Below are 18,529 nucleotides of genomic sequence, written 5' to 3' on the forward strand. Positions count from 1 at the left end.
CTCAGACATGAGGATTAATTATGAATCACAATGTAAGAGGCCTAGATCACATTGCATTGACAGTGCCAGATATGGAAAAAGCAACGCTCTTTTTCAGGAATGCATTTGGTACTCGTCTTGCCTATGACCTACATACACCTGAAGAAGAGTCGCTCAAAGGGCCTGAAATTGAAGCCATGCTAGGATTAAGGTCTGGTGCAGAACTTGTACATATGCGTATGTTATCTCTAGGCGAAAGTACGAGTATTGAGCTCTTCTGCTATCATGAAGACAATCAGAGGTCTGCGGCCATTTCGTCAGACTTCGGTTTGCAACATTTTGCGGTGTATGTTGATGATATTGACAATGCTGCTGAGAAATTTGTTTCAGCAGGAGGGACTCTGTTTACCGAAATTAATCAGATCTTTGGAGAAATTGAAGGTGTGGACGAAAGGAATCGCTTTGTTTATGGCAAAACCCCCTGGGGGACAGTCGTTGAACTGGTAACGTACCCGGCCGGGATAAACTACCCTGATTACAGCGAATCAAACCGATTTACGCCACCAAAAAGCTAAGCACTTATGTATTATTAATAATGTAGAATTCTACTTTACTAGTCCATACATCCAAAAGGGGTTACTCCAGTAGATCCTTTTTTCATACTTTCCACCATAATATTTGACACTATATGATACACTAGATTTATAGCTACAATTATAAATGGCAAGTGCGCCTGCGGTTATTATAACTTAGGGGCTATGGAATTATAAAAACCCATCTGATAATCCAATAGCTTTATAATTCCCATGCGTTCCAGTTCAATAAATATTCACTGAGCAATCAGTAATCGTATTGCTGTGATTTTTTATTTATGGAATATACTTCATTTCACGTAGTGTAGTTAGCACTTCAATAATCATTTCTTCACTATCAATACACTCATTGAAGCCGTGCTTGCGGGCTTTAATCGTACTGGTGATATTATCGAACGTAGTTTTAAAAATAAAGCCACCGAACCCCCATGCCACAATTTTATTGTATGGATAGGGAATAAGATTATGCTTTTGTGTCAGTTTATCCCATAAAGACCCTTTATCTGCCATCGTATCCTGTAAGGAAAGTGGGAAAGGCTCCCCTGGCGAAACATCAAAAAACGCTGCTACACGTGGCCAGATAGAGGACCAGCGGAAGTAATCACCATTGGTGATATAAATATCTCACCAGGAAAGGACATGGGGACATTCAATGCTTTTGCTATCGCCCCATACACTACAATATTCATGACAAGTTAATGATGATATTAAATAATTAATGGGAGGCATGTTTAATTTTATGGATCCAAGGTACATTTCTTTATCACCTTATTTATAAAAACAGATTTAGCCATTTAATATCCGTTAAGGATGTCTTGTCTTCATTCACAATAGTAACGATCTTTTGAAACTTTCAGCTCCGGCAACTGAGCTTATCAGGAATTTGACAAAAATTGGCGCAACACATTAAAGCGACGCACCATTACAATCAGTCATCAAAATTTAACAGCAGAAATAACTGATTCCTGACTTCCCTTATGGCTTAAACAAATTTCGATATATCCCAGGCTGGCAACACAAATATTGTCTGGCAGCTTTGACTTCAGCATTCAAAGCTGCTGCGGCATGCCATGGCCATTGAGGGTCATAATGAGCTGCGCGAGCAATACAGTTAAGGTCAGTATCTCCATTTGCAATAATTGATTCCACATGAGCAGGTTTACTAATCAGACCTACGGCAACAGCCGGAGTCGTGACTTCTGTTTTAATAGTGCGAGCTAGAGGGGTCTGATATCACGGTGATAATCTGGTCAGGATGTAAGCCGCCACCGGAAACATGGATAGCATCAACACCATGATCTTTTAACTGATCCCGAACCATCTGCAGACCATCTCTAGACTGCTCAGTCGGAATGGTGTAAACGGCATTATAAGGAACAGCAGAAGGGGCAACTGGCTGCCCCCCAACGACCTGGTCAGGGGGATCTGCTCACTTTTTTCCCAGGGACGGTAAGTTGACGCCTTGCGTTCGGCGTGAGCGAGTTGAATGGCAACAGGCATATCTGACCATCAATGAACAGAATCCAGCACTTTGGCCATGGCTTCTTCAGTCTTATCATCGTAAAGACCAACATCTGCGTAAGTAATTCACTCTTCTGGGGAGACCGCTGTAACGTCAATGGTCAACAACCTGGGATCTGATTGAGCCAACTGACCAAGGTGCGTAAGATGCCAGTCGTTTATGCAACCATCGATGGCTGAATACTGGCACATTAGCACAATCACAATACGATTACTCAGCCCAAGATTACGAATCCATAATGGTTTAAACAATCAAGAATCAGGCATATCTACATCTCCATAATTAAATCCACCAAATCATAGTATTTCTGTAATGCTTGCAGATTTTTATAAAAACTAAGCAAAAACGATCTTTGCAATCTTAATCACCACTCAAAAACCGAGAAATAGTAATTCATATGATATATATAGAAAAGAAAATAGAGCCAATGAAAGCGTTATACTCTCATCTCTCTGCAAGCTCAAAGGATGTTTGCCCTGTTTTTTATCTTTATTTCATAAAAATACTCCTCGCGTAAACTATACAATTGTTAAGTTATCAACGATACAAGAAGTTTTCCTTACTTATTAATCGTTATCAACTACAGTGATATCACTAATTAAATGACATTACCATTTAAAAAAATAAAGAGTTCGTCCATTAAGACTTATAACCCGTATGATTCCTTGCAGTATGATGCAACGAGACATTATTCGCTGCTAGCGGAGGCTTTTGTATCCACCTATGCGACCATTCTTAGTGAGCGTAAATTGCCATAACTGAATATCTCTAGACCTGAATGCACCAGCACAAGACAGCAGGTAGTAGCTCCACATCCGATAAAAACGCTCCCCCATACGTTCAGAGAACTCAGGCCATGAATTAACGAAGTTTTTATACCACATCAATAATGTTTTATCATAATCAGAGCCAAAATTATGGACATCCTCAATCACAAAAAGGCCTTCTGCTGCATTAACGATGTCATTCATAGCAGGAAGAATTCCATTAGGAAAAATATATTTATTGATCCACGGGTCTGCTGGGGTTCCCTGAATATTTTTACCGATAGTATGAAGTAAAAATATACCATCATCAGTTAAACACCGTTGAGCAACACACATATAGGTATTGTAGTTTTTTTGTCCTACATGCTCGAACATTCCGATACTAGCAATTCGGTCAAATTTTTCATTTAATTCACGATAATCAGCGAAGCGGAACTCGACAGGTAAGTGTTTATAGCGTTCACGTGCATACTCAATTTGCTCTTTAGATATAGATACGCCAACACATTCAACGCCATAATGTTCAGCAGCGAATCCTATAAGACTCCCCCAACCGCAACCGATATCCAGTAAACGCATTCCGGGTTTAAGTTCAAGTTTTTTGCATATTAAATCAAGCTTTGCATCTTGGGCATCATCAAGAGTGGTTGCACCATTACTCCAGTAGCCGCAGGTATATGTCATTCTTTTATCAAGCATAGCAGCATAAAATTCATTTCCAATGTCGTAATGTTGCACACCTACCTGCCAGGCACGCTTATGCGACTGCAGGTTGAATAACTTTTCCTTAATAATATTTATTTTTGTCATTAACGGTACGACTTGCTGGTCAAGTTTATGTCTGAGAAGATGACAAAAAAATTCATCAAGTTCCTGACTATCCCACTTTCCGTCCATGTAAGCCTCACCAAGAGCCAAATTACCTCGTGTGAGAATTTTTGAGGGAAGGTTTTCATCAAATATTTTAATATCTTGTGGCCTTTCACCATTAACGGCGACATCAGCGGTGGCAAGAAGGTTCGCGATGAGTTTTCCTGCCGATGTGCGGCTAATATCAACCTCACACCATATTTCATTCAGTTCTTCAAATGATGAATTTGATTTTTCTCTTATAGCTGCCATACACTTAATTCCTGACTTCTGTTAATTGAGTAGTGTTAGTATTTCATTATCAGTTAAAATACCACGATGTTTTACAATGACAAACATTATTGTTTCTATATCAAACATATGATTATTTATGACTGGCAGGAATATAACTGGCACATATTTAGTGGGAATGCACTTTCATACATAAAATCATGCTACTGTGTAAATTTCCATCAGACAATCTTGAGACATACATGATACCCCCCTCTTCTTATATTTCGGTCCTGATAATAAGTAGCGGCACAGACTATTCTTCTATTCTCCCCAATAGCTTTGGCTTTAAGAGTACTATCAGCAAGCGTTTCGTACCTGACGGTAAAATTGATACCCTCGCAGACTAAGTCTACAAATCCATCCGTTAATGTTAAATCAACAGATAGATCCGGGTGGCAATCCTGAAACTGAACGACGCTTCAGACAGCAGTAGGCAAACCCCTTCAAGCAGTAAGCATACTTGGTGCTGCAATCTATCTGAATGAGAAAGATAACTTACCTCTACCGACTGGAATGATGTACCTGAGTTCACTGAAGCATACAGACAGGATATCCCTGCTCGCTTCACTTTCCCTATCATCGTTTCTGGTAAATTGGATCAGAATAGGGCTGACAGGGTACTGAACAATGGTTATGCAGATCTAGTCACTTACGGTGACCCGTTTGTTGCAAATCCTGTTCCACCTCGTCGTCTTGCTGAAGGTCTGCCGCTGGAAAATTTTAACGGTAGCGCATTATTTGGTGTTCCCGAGCAAGGTTACAATGATGACCCCGCCAGGGGATAAATAATTCATGATATCAAATGTGGTCGGGATGCGTGATCGGGTATCTCTATTCCTACGATCAGAATTCAGAACACTATTCAGCTGATAATATTTTTCAAACGGAAGATGTTTTTTGCAATCATCCAATATTGCAACATTAAGATGCATTTTTCTCCTTTTCATAGCATAATGAGTTAATTTTTTATGAATCATTAAAATCCAACAATGAAAATGGATGAGATTGATAACCGCATTTTGCGGGAATTACAAAAAGACGGGCGCATTCCAAACAATGTGCTGGCCGAAAAAGTCGGTCTATCTCCCTCCCCTTGCCTGCGTCGGGTGAAACAACTAGAGGAAAGCGGCGCTATAGATCGGTATGTCGCTATCGTCAATCCCACCACGTTAGGGCTCAATTTATCAATCTTCGTTCGCATCTGGCTCGACAGCCAGGGTGAAGAGGCCGTGGAGCATTTCTGCCGCGAGATCAAGCTACTGCCGGAGGTTGTAGAGTGTCATCTGATGGTGGGAGACTGTGATTTTTTATTACGGATCGTCGCAACGGACCTGAAAGCATATCGGCAATTTCAGATCAAACATTTGGCGCGCATCAAGGGAGTTCAAAGCATGAAAACAGAACTGCCAATGCAGACTATTAAACACACCACCGAACTCCCCATCCGTTAGGCCTGTTGCGGGCTTACGCCCGCAAAATCACGGTTTAGCATCAGTTACGATTCTGTATATACCTTCAATCCCCGGCATTCCACACCTCAGGTAGAGTCCATTACGCTTCGGGGTAAGCTCAGGTTTCGAGAGCGGCTGGCGGCATATCATCTTGATAGACTGGGGCGTCAGATACGCCATGTTATCAACATAGCGTGTTTGCGAAAGTATTGACGGATAGCTGTCAGACCAGCGCCATATCAGGCCTTCTGCACAACATGCAATCACCAGAAACATGCTGCACACGCAAGGATAAAAAACAGCTCTCTGGACCCGTGTCATACCCATTATTGTTGCCATGAGGTTTCACGATTGGCTGATTTTCTTCTGTCAAACAGTGACGCAATAACCGTCACCACCAGAACAGGCATCAACCAGCCCAACCCCAGATTAGTTAACGGCATCAGTCGCAGAAGGGACAGTGGCCAGACATTGAAACCCACAGCATCAAGAGCATCGGCTAAACCGAATATAAAGGCGATGAAGGCTGCCGGGGAAATGACCCTCCCCGGAGAGCGAAATTTTGCGCGAACAAACCAGGTTAAAATCAGCACGACAAAAACAGGATAGATAGCAGTCAGCGCAGGTACGGAGACATTAATCAGCGCCGTCAGCCCCAGGTTGGATACCGCCATGGAAAATAAGGCAAAAATCCAGACCAACCCGGCATAACTTACCGGTACAAGAACGGTGAAATAACTCGCACAGGCGCAGGTTAACCCTATCGCTGTGACCAAACAGGCAATGGTGATAAGTACACCAAGGAAAACAGAACCGGAGGCGCCATAACTAAAAGCAACATAGGCGCTGAGCACTTCAGCACCATTCGTTGCATTGCTCACCAACCCCCCACTTCCCATTCCCAGACGGAAGAGGCTCAGATACACCAGCATCAACCCTACGCCCGCGATCAAACCAGACAACACGGCATAGCGCGTAATTAATCCTGGAGAACTTACCCCTCGCGATTTGATGGCATTTACCATAACCAAGCCAAAAGCGAGTGCGGCTAGCGTATCCATAGTCAGATAACCATTGGTCAATCCCTGAGAAAAAGCGGATGTCGCGTAAGCCCCCACAGGCGATTGTGCTGTTCCTGCCGGTAGCACCAGCACTGTCACAGCAAGCACAATCAGAGCGGCGACTTTTATGGGAGAAAGGACTTTACCGACCGTATCCAGCAATTTTCCTGGGTACAACGAGACCAGCGCCACAACCCCGAAATAAATAACACTCCAGGCGAACAGCCACTTTTCACTCTTAACAAAAGGTTGCAGCGCAAGTTCATACGAAACGGTTGCCGTTCGTGGTGTGGCAAAAAGTGGCCCAATGCAGAGATAGCATACAATGACCAGCAACAGCCCCACCCGCTTGCCGACAGGCTGGGTAATTAACGCCATTGAACCAGCTGCACGCGCCATTGCAATGGTGGTAATAACAGGAAGCCCGACACCAGTCATTAAGAATCCAAGCGCGGCGAACCAAACGGATGTCCCGGCCTGCAAACCAATAAAAGGTGGGAAAATAATATTCCCAGCGCCGACGAAGAGCGCGAAGTTCATAAAACCTAAAACGATAATGTCTGTGATACGGAGTGTTTTCATTTTTATATCAGCGTTGTGTTTGTTGGGGGAAATCAGTTAGAGCATAAAACGGAGTAAGGCGGTAGCCAGTACACTGATAAGCACCACCGGCAGCAGCGAAAACCGCATGGCTGCCAGCAGCGCAATAACCAGCGCCAGCTGATCGGCTACATTGGTGGTGACAAAATGGGGTGCGATAACGGTAATCAACACACAGCCAGGAGCCGCTTCCAGAACGGCCTTCAGCCTCGGACCAGGTTGTCTCCCATGTAGTACGGCATAGCCAAGAATGCGCGTCAGATAGGTCGTCAGCGCCATCAATAAAATGGTCAGTAACGTCAGGCTCATCACTTTTTCCCATTCATCAGCAAGATAGTAACAATTCCTGAGAGTGCGCCGACGGGAACATAGGCTGCTCCCGGACACAGATGCCACGTCAGGCCTGCACAAACAAGACTCACCAGCCAGGGGATTGCTGGCCGAAATCCTTTCCACATCCCTTTCAGTAACACCAGGAATACGGCTGGAAATGCCATATCGAATCCCCAGACAGTGATATCACCTAGCACCGGGCCAACGACAACGCCAATACCCGTAGACAGAACCCAGATCAGCCAAAGTAAGATAGCTACGCCAGCGTAGAACCCCATACTAAAACCCGACATACCCTGCTGCCTGCGCTTTGCTTCATCAGCAATCCCCATTGCCCAACTTTCATCACACATAAAGAACAGTGCGAGGAATGCCTGCCTGCGTGGAAGATGCGCTAAAAAAGGCGCAAGTGAAGCCCCCATTAACAAATGCCGGCAGTTCACGAGAAGGCTGACAAGCACAATGGTCAGTACATGAGGTGGCGAGGTCCAGAGCGACAAAGCGGCAAACTCTGAACCACCGCCAAAGTTAAGACCGGTCATTAACATTAACTCCGCGGCCGTCATCCCTTTTTGGGCAGCCTGCGTACCCAACAATAATCCAAAGGGAATAAAACCAATCATGACGGGGACAGCCGCCATAGCACCGCGGCTGATTTCACGACGATTAGCAGAACGGAAAAAGAAGGAAACTGTACCGAACATAAATACTCCTTTTATGAAGGTGTATTATAAGTTTTGGGGACTGGCATCGGGATGCGTTTTCGTCGTAATAAGCGCCTTATTTGGCGTTGGATTCCAATAATTCACTCATTTATGAAATCCAGCGTCATTGAGGGCCACATCTCTGGATTATGCGCCAGCGGGAGAACCAGCCACAGCCAGTTCTCCTCTTTCATTACGTTAGGATGCCGCATTATCCGAGGCTACGGAGAACGAGGGCAGAACATCCTCAATCAACTCCTGTAACACCTCTTTCGCCGGTCGCTGGCTTGGCTTGAGGTTAAGCGTGATATGCGATACGCCTATACTCTCCTGCTGCTTCCAGAATTCCATCAAGGTGTTACGCCCTGCGCGCATGAAAATATTGTTGAACAGGCGTAAAGGCTCATTCGGGTTTTCACTTAACTCAAGGAAGTTTGCGTAGCCAAAGGGATGCCAGGTCTGGCCATCACCCAGCTCAGCAATTTCCTTCACGATATCGCCAGCGCGTTTAGGATCAACACCGTGCCAAATCCAGGCATCGGAGTGATTCGCGATCCAGGACATATCCTGGCGAGCACGGCCAATGGTGATCATTGGCAGACGTGGAACAGCGGGTTTCGGCACCAGATCAATCCCGCCGTTGAAATTGCCGTAATATTCTGTCGTGCCTTTTGGAAAACGGTTCTCCGTGAGCAAACGAATAACATCCCACGCTTCCCTGAACCGGTCGGCACGATTGTTAAACTCATAACCAAACGCCGGGTACTCTACAGGACGGTCACCGCTCGACATACCCAGCAGCAAGCGGCCACCTGACAAGCGATCCACGCTTGCCGCCTGTTTTGCCGTGAGGACCGGGTTTCTCAGCGGGGAGACTATTCCGGCAGTACCTAGGGCAATATTTTTGGTCACGCCAGCGAGGTAACCCAAATCAACCATCGGGTCATACACCTGGCCTGCATCACCAAAGTTGGGGTCATAGAACGGAACGTCGCGTAACCACAAGGCAGAAATTCCGCCTTCATCGGCCATTTGCGCTAATTCACGGTGATCGTCCATATCCGGGATCGGGCCTTCCGGATAACCCTTAAACGGCGCGATAAGCCCAAAAGTCAGTTTTCCCGGCTGGAATACACGTTTGAAAGCGGCATGCTGCTGAAGATGCGAAGGTAATGTGAGTTGAGTCATTTGAATTCCTGCTGATTAATTTAATTAGGTCTGTTGCAATACAGTAAAACAAATATTCGGGAATGTGCTTCCCATGTGATGGGACGAATTTATTCAGGGGAGTAATGAGCAATAAAAAGCCCGCGACTGGAGCGGGCTCTGGGGGATGATAATTAAAGATAGGTGACGTTATCTATCTGTCGTTTTGAATCGTCATTGAGGCCAAGAATATCAAACCCTGGCATGTCGCGTATAAACTCCAGGAATGGCGGCTTGATCCCTAAATCATCAAGGTCGGCGGCGTGAAGCTGGTAACGAATAGCCTCTTCATCGCCGGAGATAACTTTTTCTACCCAGTTAGGTTCAATAATAAGCTGGTGTCCCAGCGCAACAAAATCAATATCAGCCTGTACCACCTCCTCGGCTTGCTGAGGCGTGCGAACATTACCAACGGCGATGATCGGCTTTCTCGGGCTGACTTTTTTCAATTGGGTAATAATCGGTTCAATGTTCTCTTTATCACGCATTGACGTACGCCATACCGAGCCCATAGAAACGTGAATATAATCAAGCTCTGTATGCTGAAGCTCCCCAATGAAATATTTGGTGTCGTTCAGCGTAATGCCGGGTTCTTCCAGCTCTTCCGGCGATAAACGATATCCAACAATAAATGACGGCGAAGCGTATTTATTTTTTACCTTCATCACTTCGTCAATCACCGCCAATGGCAGGTTGAGTCTTTTATCCAGGCTGCCACCCCATTCATCAGTACGACGGTTTGAGTGTGGAGAGACGAACTGCTGTAACAGGTAGGTGTTTGCGCCATGAAGTTCGATGCCATCAAATCCTGCCTCGATGGCGCGCCGAGTAGCCTGGGCGAAATCGTTGATGAGGTTGACCACTTCATCTGCACTTAATTCTCGCGGTGTTGCAGCCCCGCTACGCGGCGCAGCAACCGCACTGGCGCTTACCGGCTGCAGGCCACGGGTGATCCATTGATTGGTCATGCGTCCCGCACTGAAAATTTGCAAAATGGCCTTGGCTCCGCGCGCTTTAATCGCATGGGCAAGTTTCGCCAGTCCCGGGATTTTGCTGTCGTCATCGGCACCTAATTGCCCTTCAAAGCCTTTTCCTTCTTTATTAATGTAGGCCACCGGCGTAATAAACAACCCAACACCACCTGCGCGCTGCTGCATATAATTAATTTCTTCGAGCGTCACCGTCCCATCCTCAAATGACATTTGCTCTGTCATTGGTGGTAATACAACACGGTTTTTAATGACAACACCATTAGGCAATGTAAAAGGTTTTAAAAAGCGATAATCCTTCATTTCAACTCCAGAATGAATTTGAAAACAACAACGTGATTTATCAAGTTTTCACATACTAGAGTAAATATTCGGGAATGTGCTTCCCATAACCGGGGAATATAAAGAGCAGATTGCGGCAAATACATCACAATATTCGCCGCAGCGCTGTCTGGTTCAGGAGATCTCAGCAATATCTCGCATCACTTCAGCGGCCACAATATGAGATCGCTGACGGGCCAGTGGGTCATAGATACGGCTGTCGATAATCAGTTCGTCAACCCCCGTGCTCGCGATAACCTCACGTAACCACGTGCCGACTCGCTGCTTATCACCCGCAGCGGTAAACGCCATCACCTGGTTCAACACCTGCCGCTCGTGCGATGGCAGGCTGGGGATATAGTTATCTATCGGCGGCTGAAGCAAGCCTGGGCGTCCCATGTGTAAGTCCAGCATCCATCGTTGATGTGAACTGGCGAGGTACTCTGCTTCCTCATTCGTGTCTCCAAGGAACAGATTTACCCCCGCCATAACGTAGGGTTTGGCCAACTGCGGTGACGGCTTGAAATTGTTGCGGTAATGCGCAATCGCCTGCATTAAGAAGCGAGGTGCAAAATGCGAAGCAAAGGCATACGGCAACCCAAGTTTAGCCGCCAGATCGGCACCATGAAGGCTGGAGCCAAGTATCCAGACAGGTACATCGTGCGGTTCCGGTACGGCTCGTACGGGGCGTCGATGATTATCGGCCAGATAATCCATGACCTCCACGACATCCTGATTAAAGTCTCGCTCTGGCGTTAAACCGCGCAAAGCGCGTACCGTGGCACCACCACTCCCAGGCGCACGACCGACACCGAGATCAATACGACCAGGATAGAGAGCATCGAGCGAACCAAACTGCTCTGCAACCACCAATGGCGCATGATTTGGCAGCATGATGCCGCCGGAGCCAACCCTGATAGTGTGAGTTGCGGCGGCAAGCTGAGCGATGATAAGAGCGGTGGCCGCCGAGCCAATACCCGGCATATCGTGGTGTTCGGCAATCCAGTAGCGGCGGAAACCGTGCTGCTCGACTGTTACCGCCAGTTCACGGGATTCATGAATCGCGGTGGCCAGGTCCTTGCCTTCACCGATCATGACAAGATCTAATACAGATAAAGCGGTCATTGTAACTCCAGAATGAATGTTAAAAATAATAAGCAAATGTTAATTTTTCACATACTAGAGCAAACATTCGGGAAAGTGCTTCCCATTATCAGGGAAGCACTGGAGCAGATTAAGTCAGACATTAATGTCTGAATAATTAAATAACAGATTAAAGACTAATTTTTTGGCCTCTTCCAGGGCACGCCATTTGCCATCCAGTCTTCGGCAATCATGTCGACAAATCCGCGTATTCTGGGTGATAAATGGCGTTTGCTGGGATAAATAATTCTCACGGGTTCAGGGTCAACTTTGAACTCCGTCAGAATGGCGGTTAATTCACCGCATTCCAGTGACTGGAATGCCAGGTAATCAGGCAACTGAATGATGCCAAACCCGGCGATAGCGGAAGAAAGCATTGCTTCTGAACTGTCGATATCCATTCGCCCCGGCCCGTCGTAGAGATAGTATCCCTCAGGAGTTTGATACCGCCAGACACGGCGTTTATCGGCGCTGCGGAAAAAGATGGTGTCGTGCCTGGAGAGATCTTCGGGCACAACGGGTACGCCGCGTAAAGAGAGGTATTCCGGTGAAGCGCAGGTCACCATGTGCTGAGTGGCAATGGTTCGGGTTAAGATCCTGGAGTCATCTTTTGGCTCGCCAATACGAATGGCGATGTCAAATCCCTCCTCGATCAAATCAACATAGCGATCGCTGAACACGATATCGGCTCGTAATTCTGGCCATTTTTTTAAGAATCTGTCGATCACCGGAAGTATATGCCGCTGCCCAAGAGACAGCGGCGCGGTAAGGCGAAGCGTGCCCGTCGGTTTTTCCCGCCGCAGCGCCATAGTGGCATCGACCTCTTCCAGATCCTCCAGAATCTGTTTGCACCGGTCATACATAATTCGCCCTTCTTCCGTCAGGCTGAGCTGTCGTGTTGTTCTGTTAAGAAGACGCACACCCAGTTGCGCTTCCAGCCGCGTAATGCTTTTGCCAATCGCCGACCGTGACAGGCCAACGCTTGACGACGCACGGGTGTAACTTCCCGAGTCAACAGCCGCGACGAAGGCGGCAATATCACCAATACGGTTCAGTTCCATCAGCTCACTCTCTTCATGGAAGCGCCTGCTTCCCGTGATATGGGAATCACATTCCCCAAATTTTCGATTACTCTTCGCATTAGCTTAACAACAAGCCATTAACAGAGAAGCTTTATTTTTCGTACATCTGCTATGCAGCACGTTTAACTAACCGACTTCCCACAGAAAAAGTGGCGAAGTCATACTCAGGAAGTGAAAAAATTCATGATGTTAAAAGAATCTGACGCCATCCTTGATGAAGTGATTACCGCATGGTCAGGTAAACGCCACTGGCCATCATTTATGGGCGATAATATCGTCTACGAAAGTAATCACCAGGGAAGTGCCACGGGAGAATTTGCCGTCAGGCAACTGTTTGAAGATAACTTTCCGGGTGGAATGACCGTACATGTAAACACCACCAATAAAGTTGTCCGGTCACAAACCCAATCCAGTACTATCGCCGCCTATTTTTACGGGAGAACCACTGATACACGTTTGCAGAATAACGACGACGTGAATTTCGGCGGAATGATTGTGATTAATACTTTCAGCGGATCTGTCGAACGCGTACGCGTCCATATGAACTGGCTAAAAGGTAACAAGAATATTGTGCATCACTGGCACTTCCCCTATGAACGCCAATGGCAGCCAGGGGACAGTGTTTCGCCTCTGATCAGTGAAATTGACGCTCCGTGGCACGCCTACAAGCAAGCGCATACACCTTTAAGTGATGAAGACGCAATTTCTGAAGCCTGGTTCCAGTACGCATGGGCGCTGGATATGGCGGATTATAGCTTGTTTAACGGCGCATTTTCCGACGATGCGAGCGCGGACTTACCCCCTATGGGAAAACTGAAAGGGCGTCGCATGCTGGTCTCAACACTAAAAGCCTTCAGAATGCCCTGGCCCTGGATTCAGCATTACGGTGTTCCATTGCAAATCGACATCGCTGAAGACCGCCAGTCTGCCTCATTTTTACTTGGCCGAATTATTCCGGAGCAAGATAAAACGGCTGACGGCGAAGCATTGTACGGCGCACATTATAAAATTGAGCTGAAAAAAGAGGGCAGCGAATGGAAGATGTCGCGCATGGATTATTTCCCAGGATGGTTCACCGTCAAAAATGAGGGCTAATATTGCGTTATGCAGGGGCATCTATCATGAATAAGATAATAGGTTTAACTGGCGTTTTAAATACCCCCTCAAGGACAGAGGGACTGGTCAGTCATTTAACAGAAGCATTCGTTTCCGGAACTGGATTTACGCATTCTGTTATCACCCTGAATGACTTTGGTGAAAGCCTGCCATTAGCAAGAAAAATCGAGGATCTCGACCAGAATGCTGGTGTTTTGGTTGATGAAATCGTCAACGCAGATGCACTTATCATCGGCGTACCTACCTGGAACGCGGGTTATCCGGGGATGTTCAAACATTTATTCGATCTCATTCCTCCGGATGCCATTGCCGATAAACCCGTAATATTATCTGCAACGGGAGGTTCCGATCGTCACGCATTAATGCCCGAGTACCAGTTGCGGCCATTATTTACCTATTTACGGGCGCGTGTCGCAACAACGACGTTGTTTGCCACTACGAATGATTTTGATGGCCATCAACCTTCTCCGGAATTTGAAAAAAGAATGCTTCGCGCAGTGGATGAATTAAAAGCGCTGGTTTATTGATTCCAAAGCAAAGATTCAGGAACAGAAACAAAGGTAAATTTATGCTCAGCAGACAGTCAATGCGAAACGGCAATTTTCTCCGTTATCACGAGGAGTTAGTTGCCAGCAAAGGATACTGGAGCGCTGAGATGCTGAGAGCCTCAATGCAATCCATCCTTGAAGAGCGCCCCGCCGGGGCGCCCGTCTGGCTATTCGCGTACGGTTCTTTAATGTGGAATCCCACCATTGCGATAGAAGAAATGCAGCGAGCCAGAATCGAGGGTTGACAACGATGTTTCTGCATACGATTACTGACCGGTAGAGCAACGCCAGAGTACCCGGGAAGAATGTTGTCTCTGGATGAAGGCGGCATGACGGAAGGTATGATTTTCAGGCTCCCGGAATGCTCGATGGAAAGTGAGTCCAGCATTAGCTGGATGCACGAAATGATAACGAAAAGCGCCATAAATCAGGGCGCTCCAAGCTACTTATATTGCTGATAGAAAAGGATAATCAATATATCCTTTTTCGTTCCCATCAAAGAAGATTTCACTGTCAGCAATATGAATTTAGCATCTTCCTGTATTACTAAAAATGCGAGCCTCTTGGAGCCTTAAGAACTGTCAGAGGAAATTGGTAGGATGGCCAAATCATTCCCGACAATGCCGCGTAAGTATTCCTGCAAAACAAACCATCAACTTTTAGAGAGCCTCTGGCACTCCAACGTCCGTTCCTGGCACAGAGCAGATTTTTTGACGCTCACCCTGGCTACCCATCCTTCATATGTAGAGTTCGCCATAAAACGATCAATACGTGAAGCGAAGCGTATAAGACCGTTTTAAGTAATCGGCAACGATGGGTGGTCATTCTAGCGGTCTTGACAGAAAGGGAATTCAGGTTTAGCTTATTTATTATACAGTTACTGGCAAAGGCGATCCCAGTCAGAGCAGCCATATTTGAGAAGCCTGCTTAAGGAAACTTGAGCGGGCTTTTTGCTTTTCTACGTTTGTTAATCACACCGAAAGCCTCAGCTTAGAATGGCTTCCAGTCGGGCCAGTACTTCATTACGACAGCGTCGGGTATACGTTCCAGACACTTACCGTTCCGGGCTCCCATATCAATCGTTCTGGGTTGGTCGCAGCGAATAACGCCCGTTGTTTTGGTTCCCGCCCCGTCCAGGGAGACGGTAAAACCGGCTACGCGGGCGAAGTTTTCGCCGCTGGTGACGGGAACGACAACGAGTAGCCGGGTGCACTTATTAAATGATGTCTTCGATACGATAAGCACCGGACACTTTCCGCTTTGTTCATGTCCGGCTGTAGGTTCCAGTGAGACGAGCCAGATTTCCCCTCTGTCCATTTACAGGATCTCCTTACCCACCGCAGGCGCATCAATCCATTCCCGACCCTCTTCACTCATTTCGGCGTGCGGATCGCACTGCGCCATCAGATTCACTCTTTACTGGCTTTTTTACGCAATTCGGTCACCGGTACGCCACCAATCCCCCAGTTATCCGTTTCGACTTCGTCAATAACCACAATAGTGGTGTTAGGATTTTTGTTAAGCACATCCACCAGTAGCTGAGTAACCCCTTCCATCAGCTGTTTCTTTTGTTTATCGGTAGCACCTTCTTTGGTGATCTTAATATTTACGTAGGGCATAAAAACTCCTGTAAACCAGATAATTATGGGAAATGCGCACAGATAGAAGAACGCAAACCCGTTAAACAGCAGAACAGAGCCATACTGCTTTTGAAAACGAATTCTGCCGGAAGAGTTATTAAGGTTATTAGCTGAAATATAACTAATATCATTATTTTCCAAAACAACCAGAATATTTACCTTTGTTGTATTGCAAATAACTCATCGCTGCTGCGATAAATAACGAGACGGCGCCCAGCAATATGGAGTAAGTCATGCCATTTTTATTACTCTGAAAGACACTGACGACTAATGGGCCAAGGATCTGCCCCACCCCATATGTCAGCGTAACAAGACCGAGGAGATTAATCTTTTGGGGCGCGCTTATTTTTCTAGCCAGCGGCATGACTAATGAGCTTGTACCCATAAATGTGCCACCAAATCCAATGCAGCTAATGGTTAACAGCAGTGGCGAGTTAATAAATATGGCCATGACTACGCAACTCGCTTGCACAATTAAGTTAATGCTCAGGCAGAATAATATATTCCATTTGCGAGCCGCCCATAGCCAGCCATAGCAGCCAGGAATAACGGCAAGACCGACAATAGACCAGATATGGTCGGCTAAAAAATTGTTGCCAACACCCCGGGCCATTAACGGCAAATACGTGGCGACAATGATATAACCGAATCCCGCCAGGCCATACAGTAAAGCTAAATTCCACCACTGGATATCCGACTCCGCACCTGCGGCAGTTTTTACGGGGGAGATCATATGCTTATCTTTCGGCAATAACATCGTCAGTATGACAAAAAGTATCGCTGAAATGATGGCTGCACCAATCCACAACACATGTGAATTTAAGGCGTAGGATACGCCAGCAATGACATACTCATTGCCGATAAAAATACCCATTCCTACGCCCGAAAACAAAGAGGCGATAACAAAAGGGTTATGGGTATGTTGAAGGACCAGCATTGAACCAAATATCATCATTCCCGCGCTTGCCACACCGGCGAGGAACCTGATTAACAAAATAATTTCTGCCTGGGTCACTTTTGCCATCAAAAAAATCAGCATGACGGTAAGTAGTGCTGAGACCAGTAACGACACTCTTAACTTATTGACCGCGCTAAAAATACCAAAAGAGAAAAGAAGGCTGCCAACAAGGTATCCTGCGTAGTTGGCGCTGGCAATTATTGATAATTGTGAAAAGGTAAACAGTCCTTCATGCAGCATAACCGGGAGCATAGGCGTATATAAAAAGCGCCCAATGCCCATTCCTAAGGTCAGGACGATCATACCAAATACAGCAGTACGCAACTGACGGAGGCCAACAGCACTGTGATTGAGATCCATATTTTGGCCTCAAAAGACGAATTAAGTTTGATTGTTATATTACACAAGTAAATGATGATAAAAAGTTAATAAAAATGACGAAAACATTCACTTTGAGTGATGCCTCTATGAACAGTACCTCTCTGAACTTGTTTAAAACGGTGGCGGAAACGGGCTCCATATCCGCTGCTGCACGTAGTCTGCACTGCGTGTCTTCGAATGTCACAACCCGCCTTAAACAGCTGGAAGCCAGCCTTGATGTCTCTCTGTTTGTGCGCGAGAAAAATCGACTTTACATTACCCCTGAGGGCGAGCTGCTTTTGCGCTACGCCAACAAAATTCTGGCGTTGTTAGAGGAAGCGGAATTGTCGATGCTGGGAACAAAAGTGGCGGGGCCATTGCGTATTGGTGCCATGGAAACGACCGCAGCGGTACGTCTCCCTTCGATACTGGCGGATTTCCATCGCGAAATGCCTTCCATTGAGTTAAACCTAAAAACCTCCCCTACTGAGGCGTTGGTGCAACACATTCTGAACAATGAACTGGAAATCGCATTCGTTGCCGATCATCAGGGGCTGCATATGGAAAATTCGCCCCTGCAATCACACGTGTTATGTCAGGAAACGCTGGTACTGGTAACGGCAGCAGAGCACCAGAATGTCATTACTGGTGCTGACCTCCAGGTGACAAGGCCGCTGGTCTTTGTTAAAGGGTGTAACTATCGCTCCCGCCTGGGAGAATGGCTGCGCCTACAGGGGGTCGATTACGCCGATCCTCTGGAATTTGGCTCTTTTCAGGCGATCCTTGGCTGTGTGAGTGCCGGGATGGGGATTGCGCTGTTGCCGGAGAGTGTTGTCAGACAGTATGAGAATAACTTCCCTATCCGCAGCCATACGATTACGCCACAGATAGGTAACGTGAACACCATGATGATATGGCTAAAAAGCCGCGAAGTCAGCCGGGTACTTAATCACTTTGTCTCGTTTATTACACGGGCTTAAGCGATTGCGTCGGGTCACGCCAGGCAGCCGGCA

16 protein-coding genes and 3 pseudogenes are annotated in these 18,529 nt (G+C 46.5%); 6 read left to right on the top strand and 13 right to left on the bottom strand.

Annotation, left to right across the window (positions count from 1 at the left end):
* Positions 1-20: 20 nt before the first annotated feature.
* Complete coding sequence (locus FDX19_RS08145; RefSeq protein WP_137382331.1) at positions 21-554, top strand: VOC family protein; 534 nt, start codon at positions 21-23, stop codon at positions 552-554.
* 294 nt (positions 555-848) lie between these two features.
* On the opposite strand, the gene FDX19_RS08150 is transcribed toward FDX19_RS08145, so the two are convergent.
* Together FDX19_RS08150 and cfa are read right to left on the bottom strand one after the other, a co-directional pair.
* Positions 849-1,082 carry a hypothetical protein gene (locus FDX19_RS08150; RefSeq protein ID WP_137382332.1) on the bottom strand — a complete coding sequence of 78 codons (234 nt, stop codon included), beginning with the start codon at positions 1,080-1,082 and terminating at the stop codon, positions 849-851.
* A gap of 1,710 nt (positions 1,083-2,792) precedes the next feature.
* A complete protein-coding gene (gene cfa, locus FDX19_RS08160) occupies positions 2,793-3,983 on the bottom strand; it encodes a cyclopropane fatty acyl phospholipid synthase (RefSeq protein ID WP_137382333.1) in 1,191 nt (396 codons plus the stop codon).
* Between the two features lie 1,016 nt (positions 3,984-4,999).
* Between cfa and FDX19_RS08175 the strand changes: the two genes are divergently transcribed.
* Positions 5,000-5,455, top strand: coding sequence for an Lrp/AsnC family transcriptional regulator (locus tag FDX19_RS08175; protein ID WP_368666073.1), 456 nt, complete (start codon positions 5,000-5,002; stop codon positions 5,453-5,455).
* 326 nt (positions 5,456-5,781) lie between these two features.
* Here the strand turns inward: FDX19_RS08175 and brnQ are convergent, their stop codons facing one another.
* The 7 genes from brnQ to FDX19_RS08210 form a co-directional block, all read right to left on the bottom strand.
* On the bottom strand, positions 5,782-7,098 hold the full coding sequence (gene brnQ / locus FDX19_RS08180; RefSeq protein ID WP_137382335.1) for a branched-chain amino acid transport system II carrier protein: 1,317 nt from the start codon (positions 7,096-7,098) through the stop codon (positions 5,782-5,784).
* Between the two features lie 36 nt (positions 7,099-7,134).
* Complete coding sequence (locus FDX19_RS08185; protein ID WP_137382336.1) at positions 7,135-7,425, bottom strand: AzlD family protein; 291 nt, start codon at positions 7,423-7,425, stop codon at positions 7,135-7,137.
* Positions 7,425-8,153, bottom strand: a complete 729-nt coding sequence (locus tag FDX19_RS08190; protein ID WP_137382337.1) for an AzlC family ABC transporter permease — start codon at positions 8,151-8,153, stop codon at positions 7,425-7,427. Before FDX19_RS08190 ends, FDX19_RS08185 begins: the two co-directional genes overlap by 1 nt.
* A gap of 198 nt (positions 8,154-8,351) precedes the next feature.
* Positions 8,352-9,341, bottom strand: coding sequence for an LLM class oxidoreductase (locus tag FDX19_RS08195; RefSeq protein WP_137382338.1), 990 nt, complete (start codon positions 9,339-9,341; stop codon positions 8,352-8,354).
* A gap of 152 nt (positions 9,342-9,493) precedes the next feature.
* Positions 9,494-10,651, bottom strand: coding sequence for an NADH-dependent flavin oxidoreductase (locus FDX19_RS08200; RefSeq protein WP_089194971.1), 1,158 nt, complete (start codon positions 10,649-10,651; stop codon positions 9,494-9,496).
* Between the two features lie 153 nt (positions 10,652-10,804).
* On the bottom strand, positions 10,805-11,794 hold the full coding sequence (locus FDX19_RS08205) for an LLM class flavin-dependent oxidoreductase (RefSeq protein WP_137382339.1): 990 nt from the start codon (positions 11,792-11,794) through the stop codon (positions 10,805-10,807).
* Between the two features lie 155 nt (positions 11,795-11,949).
* Complete coding sequence (locus FDX19_RS08210) at positions 11,950-12,873, bottom strand: LysR family transcriptional regulator (protein ID WP_089194973.1); 924 nt, start codon at positions 12,871-12,873, stop codon at positions 11,950-11,952.
* A 204-nt stretch (positions 12,874-13,077) separates the two neighbouring features.
* On the opposite strand from FDX19_RS08210, the gene FDX19_RS08215 reads away from it, so the two are divergent.
* The 3 genes and pseudogenes from FDX19_RS08215 to FDX19_RS25450 all read left to right on the top strand — a co-directional run.
* Entirely contained in the window at positions 13,078-13,989 is a 912-nt protein-coding gene (locus tag FDX19_RS08215; RefSeq protein WP_089194974.1) for a nuclear transport factor 2 family protein, read from the top strand.
* 26 nt (positions 13,990-14,015) lie between these two features.
* Entirely contained in the window at positions 14,016-14,537 is a 522-nt protein-coding gene (locus FDX19_RS08220; RefSeq protein ID WP_137382340.1) for an NAD(P)H-dependent oxidoreductase, read from the top strand.
* 278 nt (positions 14,538-14,815) lie between these two features.
* Positions 14,816-15,016, top strand: a pseudogene (locus tag FDX19_RS25450) (gamma-glutamylcyclotransferase); the annotation flags it as partial.
* Positions 15,017-15,543: 527 nt separating this feature from the next.
* Here the strand turns inward: FDX19_RS25450 and FDX19_RS08230 are convergent.
* The 4 genes and pseudogenes from FDX19_RS08230 to FDX19_RS08245 all read right to left on the bottom strand — a co-directional run bounded on the left by FDX19_RS08230 (position 15,544) and on the right by FDX19_RS08245 (position 17,516).
* Positions 15,544-15,875 (bottom strand): annotated as a pseudogene (locus tag FDX19_RS08230) (type II toxin-antitoxin system PemK/MazF family toxin).
* Positions 15,876-15,965: pseudogene (locus tag FDX19_RS25630) on the bottom strand (antitoxin); the annotation flags it as partial.
* 2 nt (positions 15,966-15,967) lie between these two features.
* Entirely contained in the window at positions 15,968-16,177 is a 210-nt protein-coding gene (locus FDX19_RS08240) for a 2-hydroxymuconate tautomerase family protein (RefSeq protein WP_137382341.1), read from the bottom strand.
* Positions 16,178-16,328: 151 nt separating this feature from the next.
* Positions 16,329-17,516, bottom strand: a complete 1,188-nt coding sequence (locus tag FDX19_RS08245) for an MFS transporter (protein ID WP_137382342.1) — start codon at positions 17,514-17,516, stop codon at positions 16,329-16,331.
* Between the two features lie 107 nt (positions 17,517-17,623).
* Here FDX19_RS08245 and FDX19_RS08250 point away from each other — a divergent pair, with 107 nt between their 5' ends.
* A complete protein-coding gene (locus FDX19_RS08250; protein ID WP_137382343.1) occupies positions 17,624-18,496 on the top strand; it encodes a LysR family transcriptional regulator in 873 nt (290 codons plus the stop codon).
* The last annotated feature ends 33 nt before the right edge of the window (positions 18,497-18,529 follow it).

It is taken from the genome of Citrobacter sp. wls619 (genome assembly GCF_005281345.1).
GTDB lineage: Bacteria > Pseudomonadota > Gammaproteobacteria > Enterobacterales > Enterobacteriaceae > Citrobacter.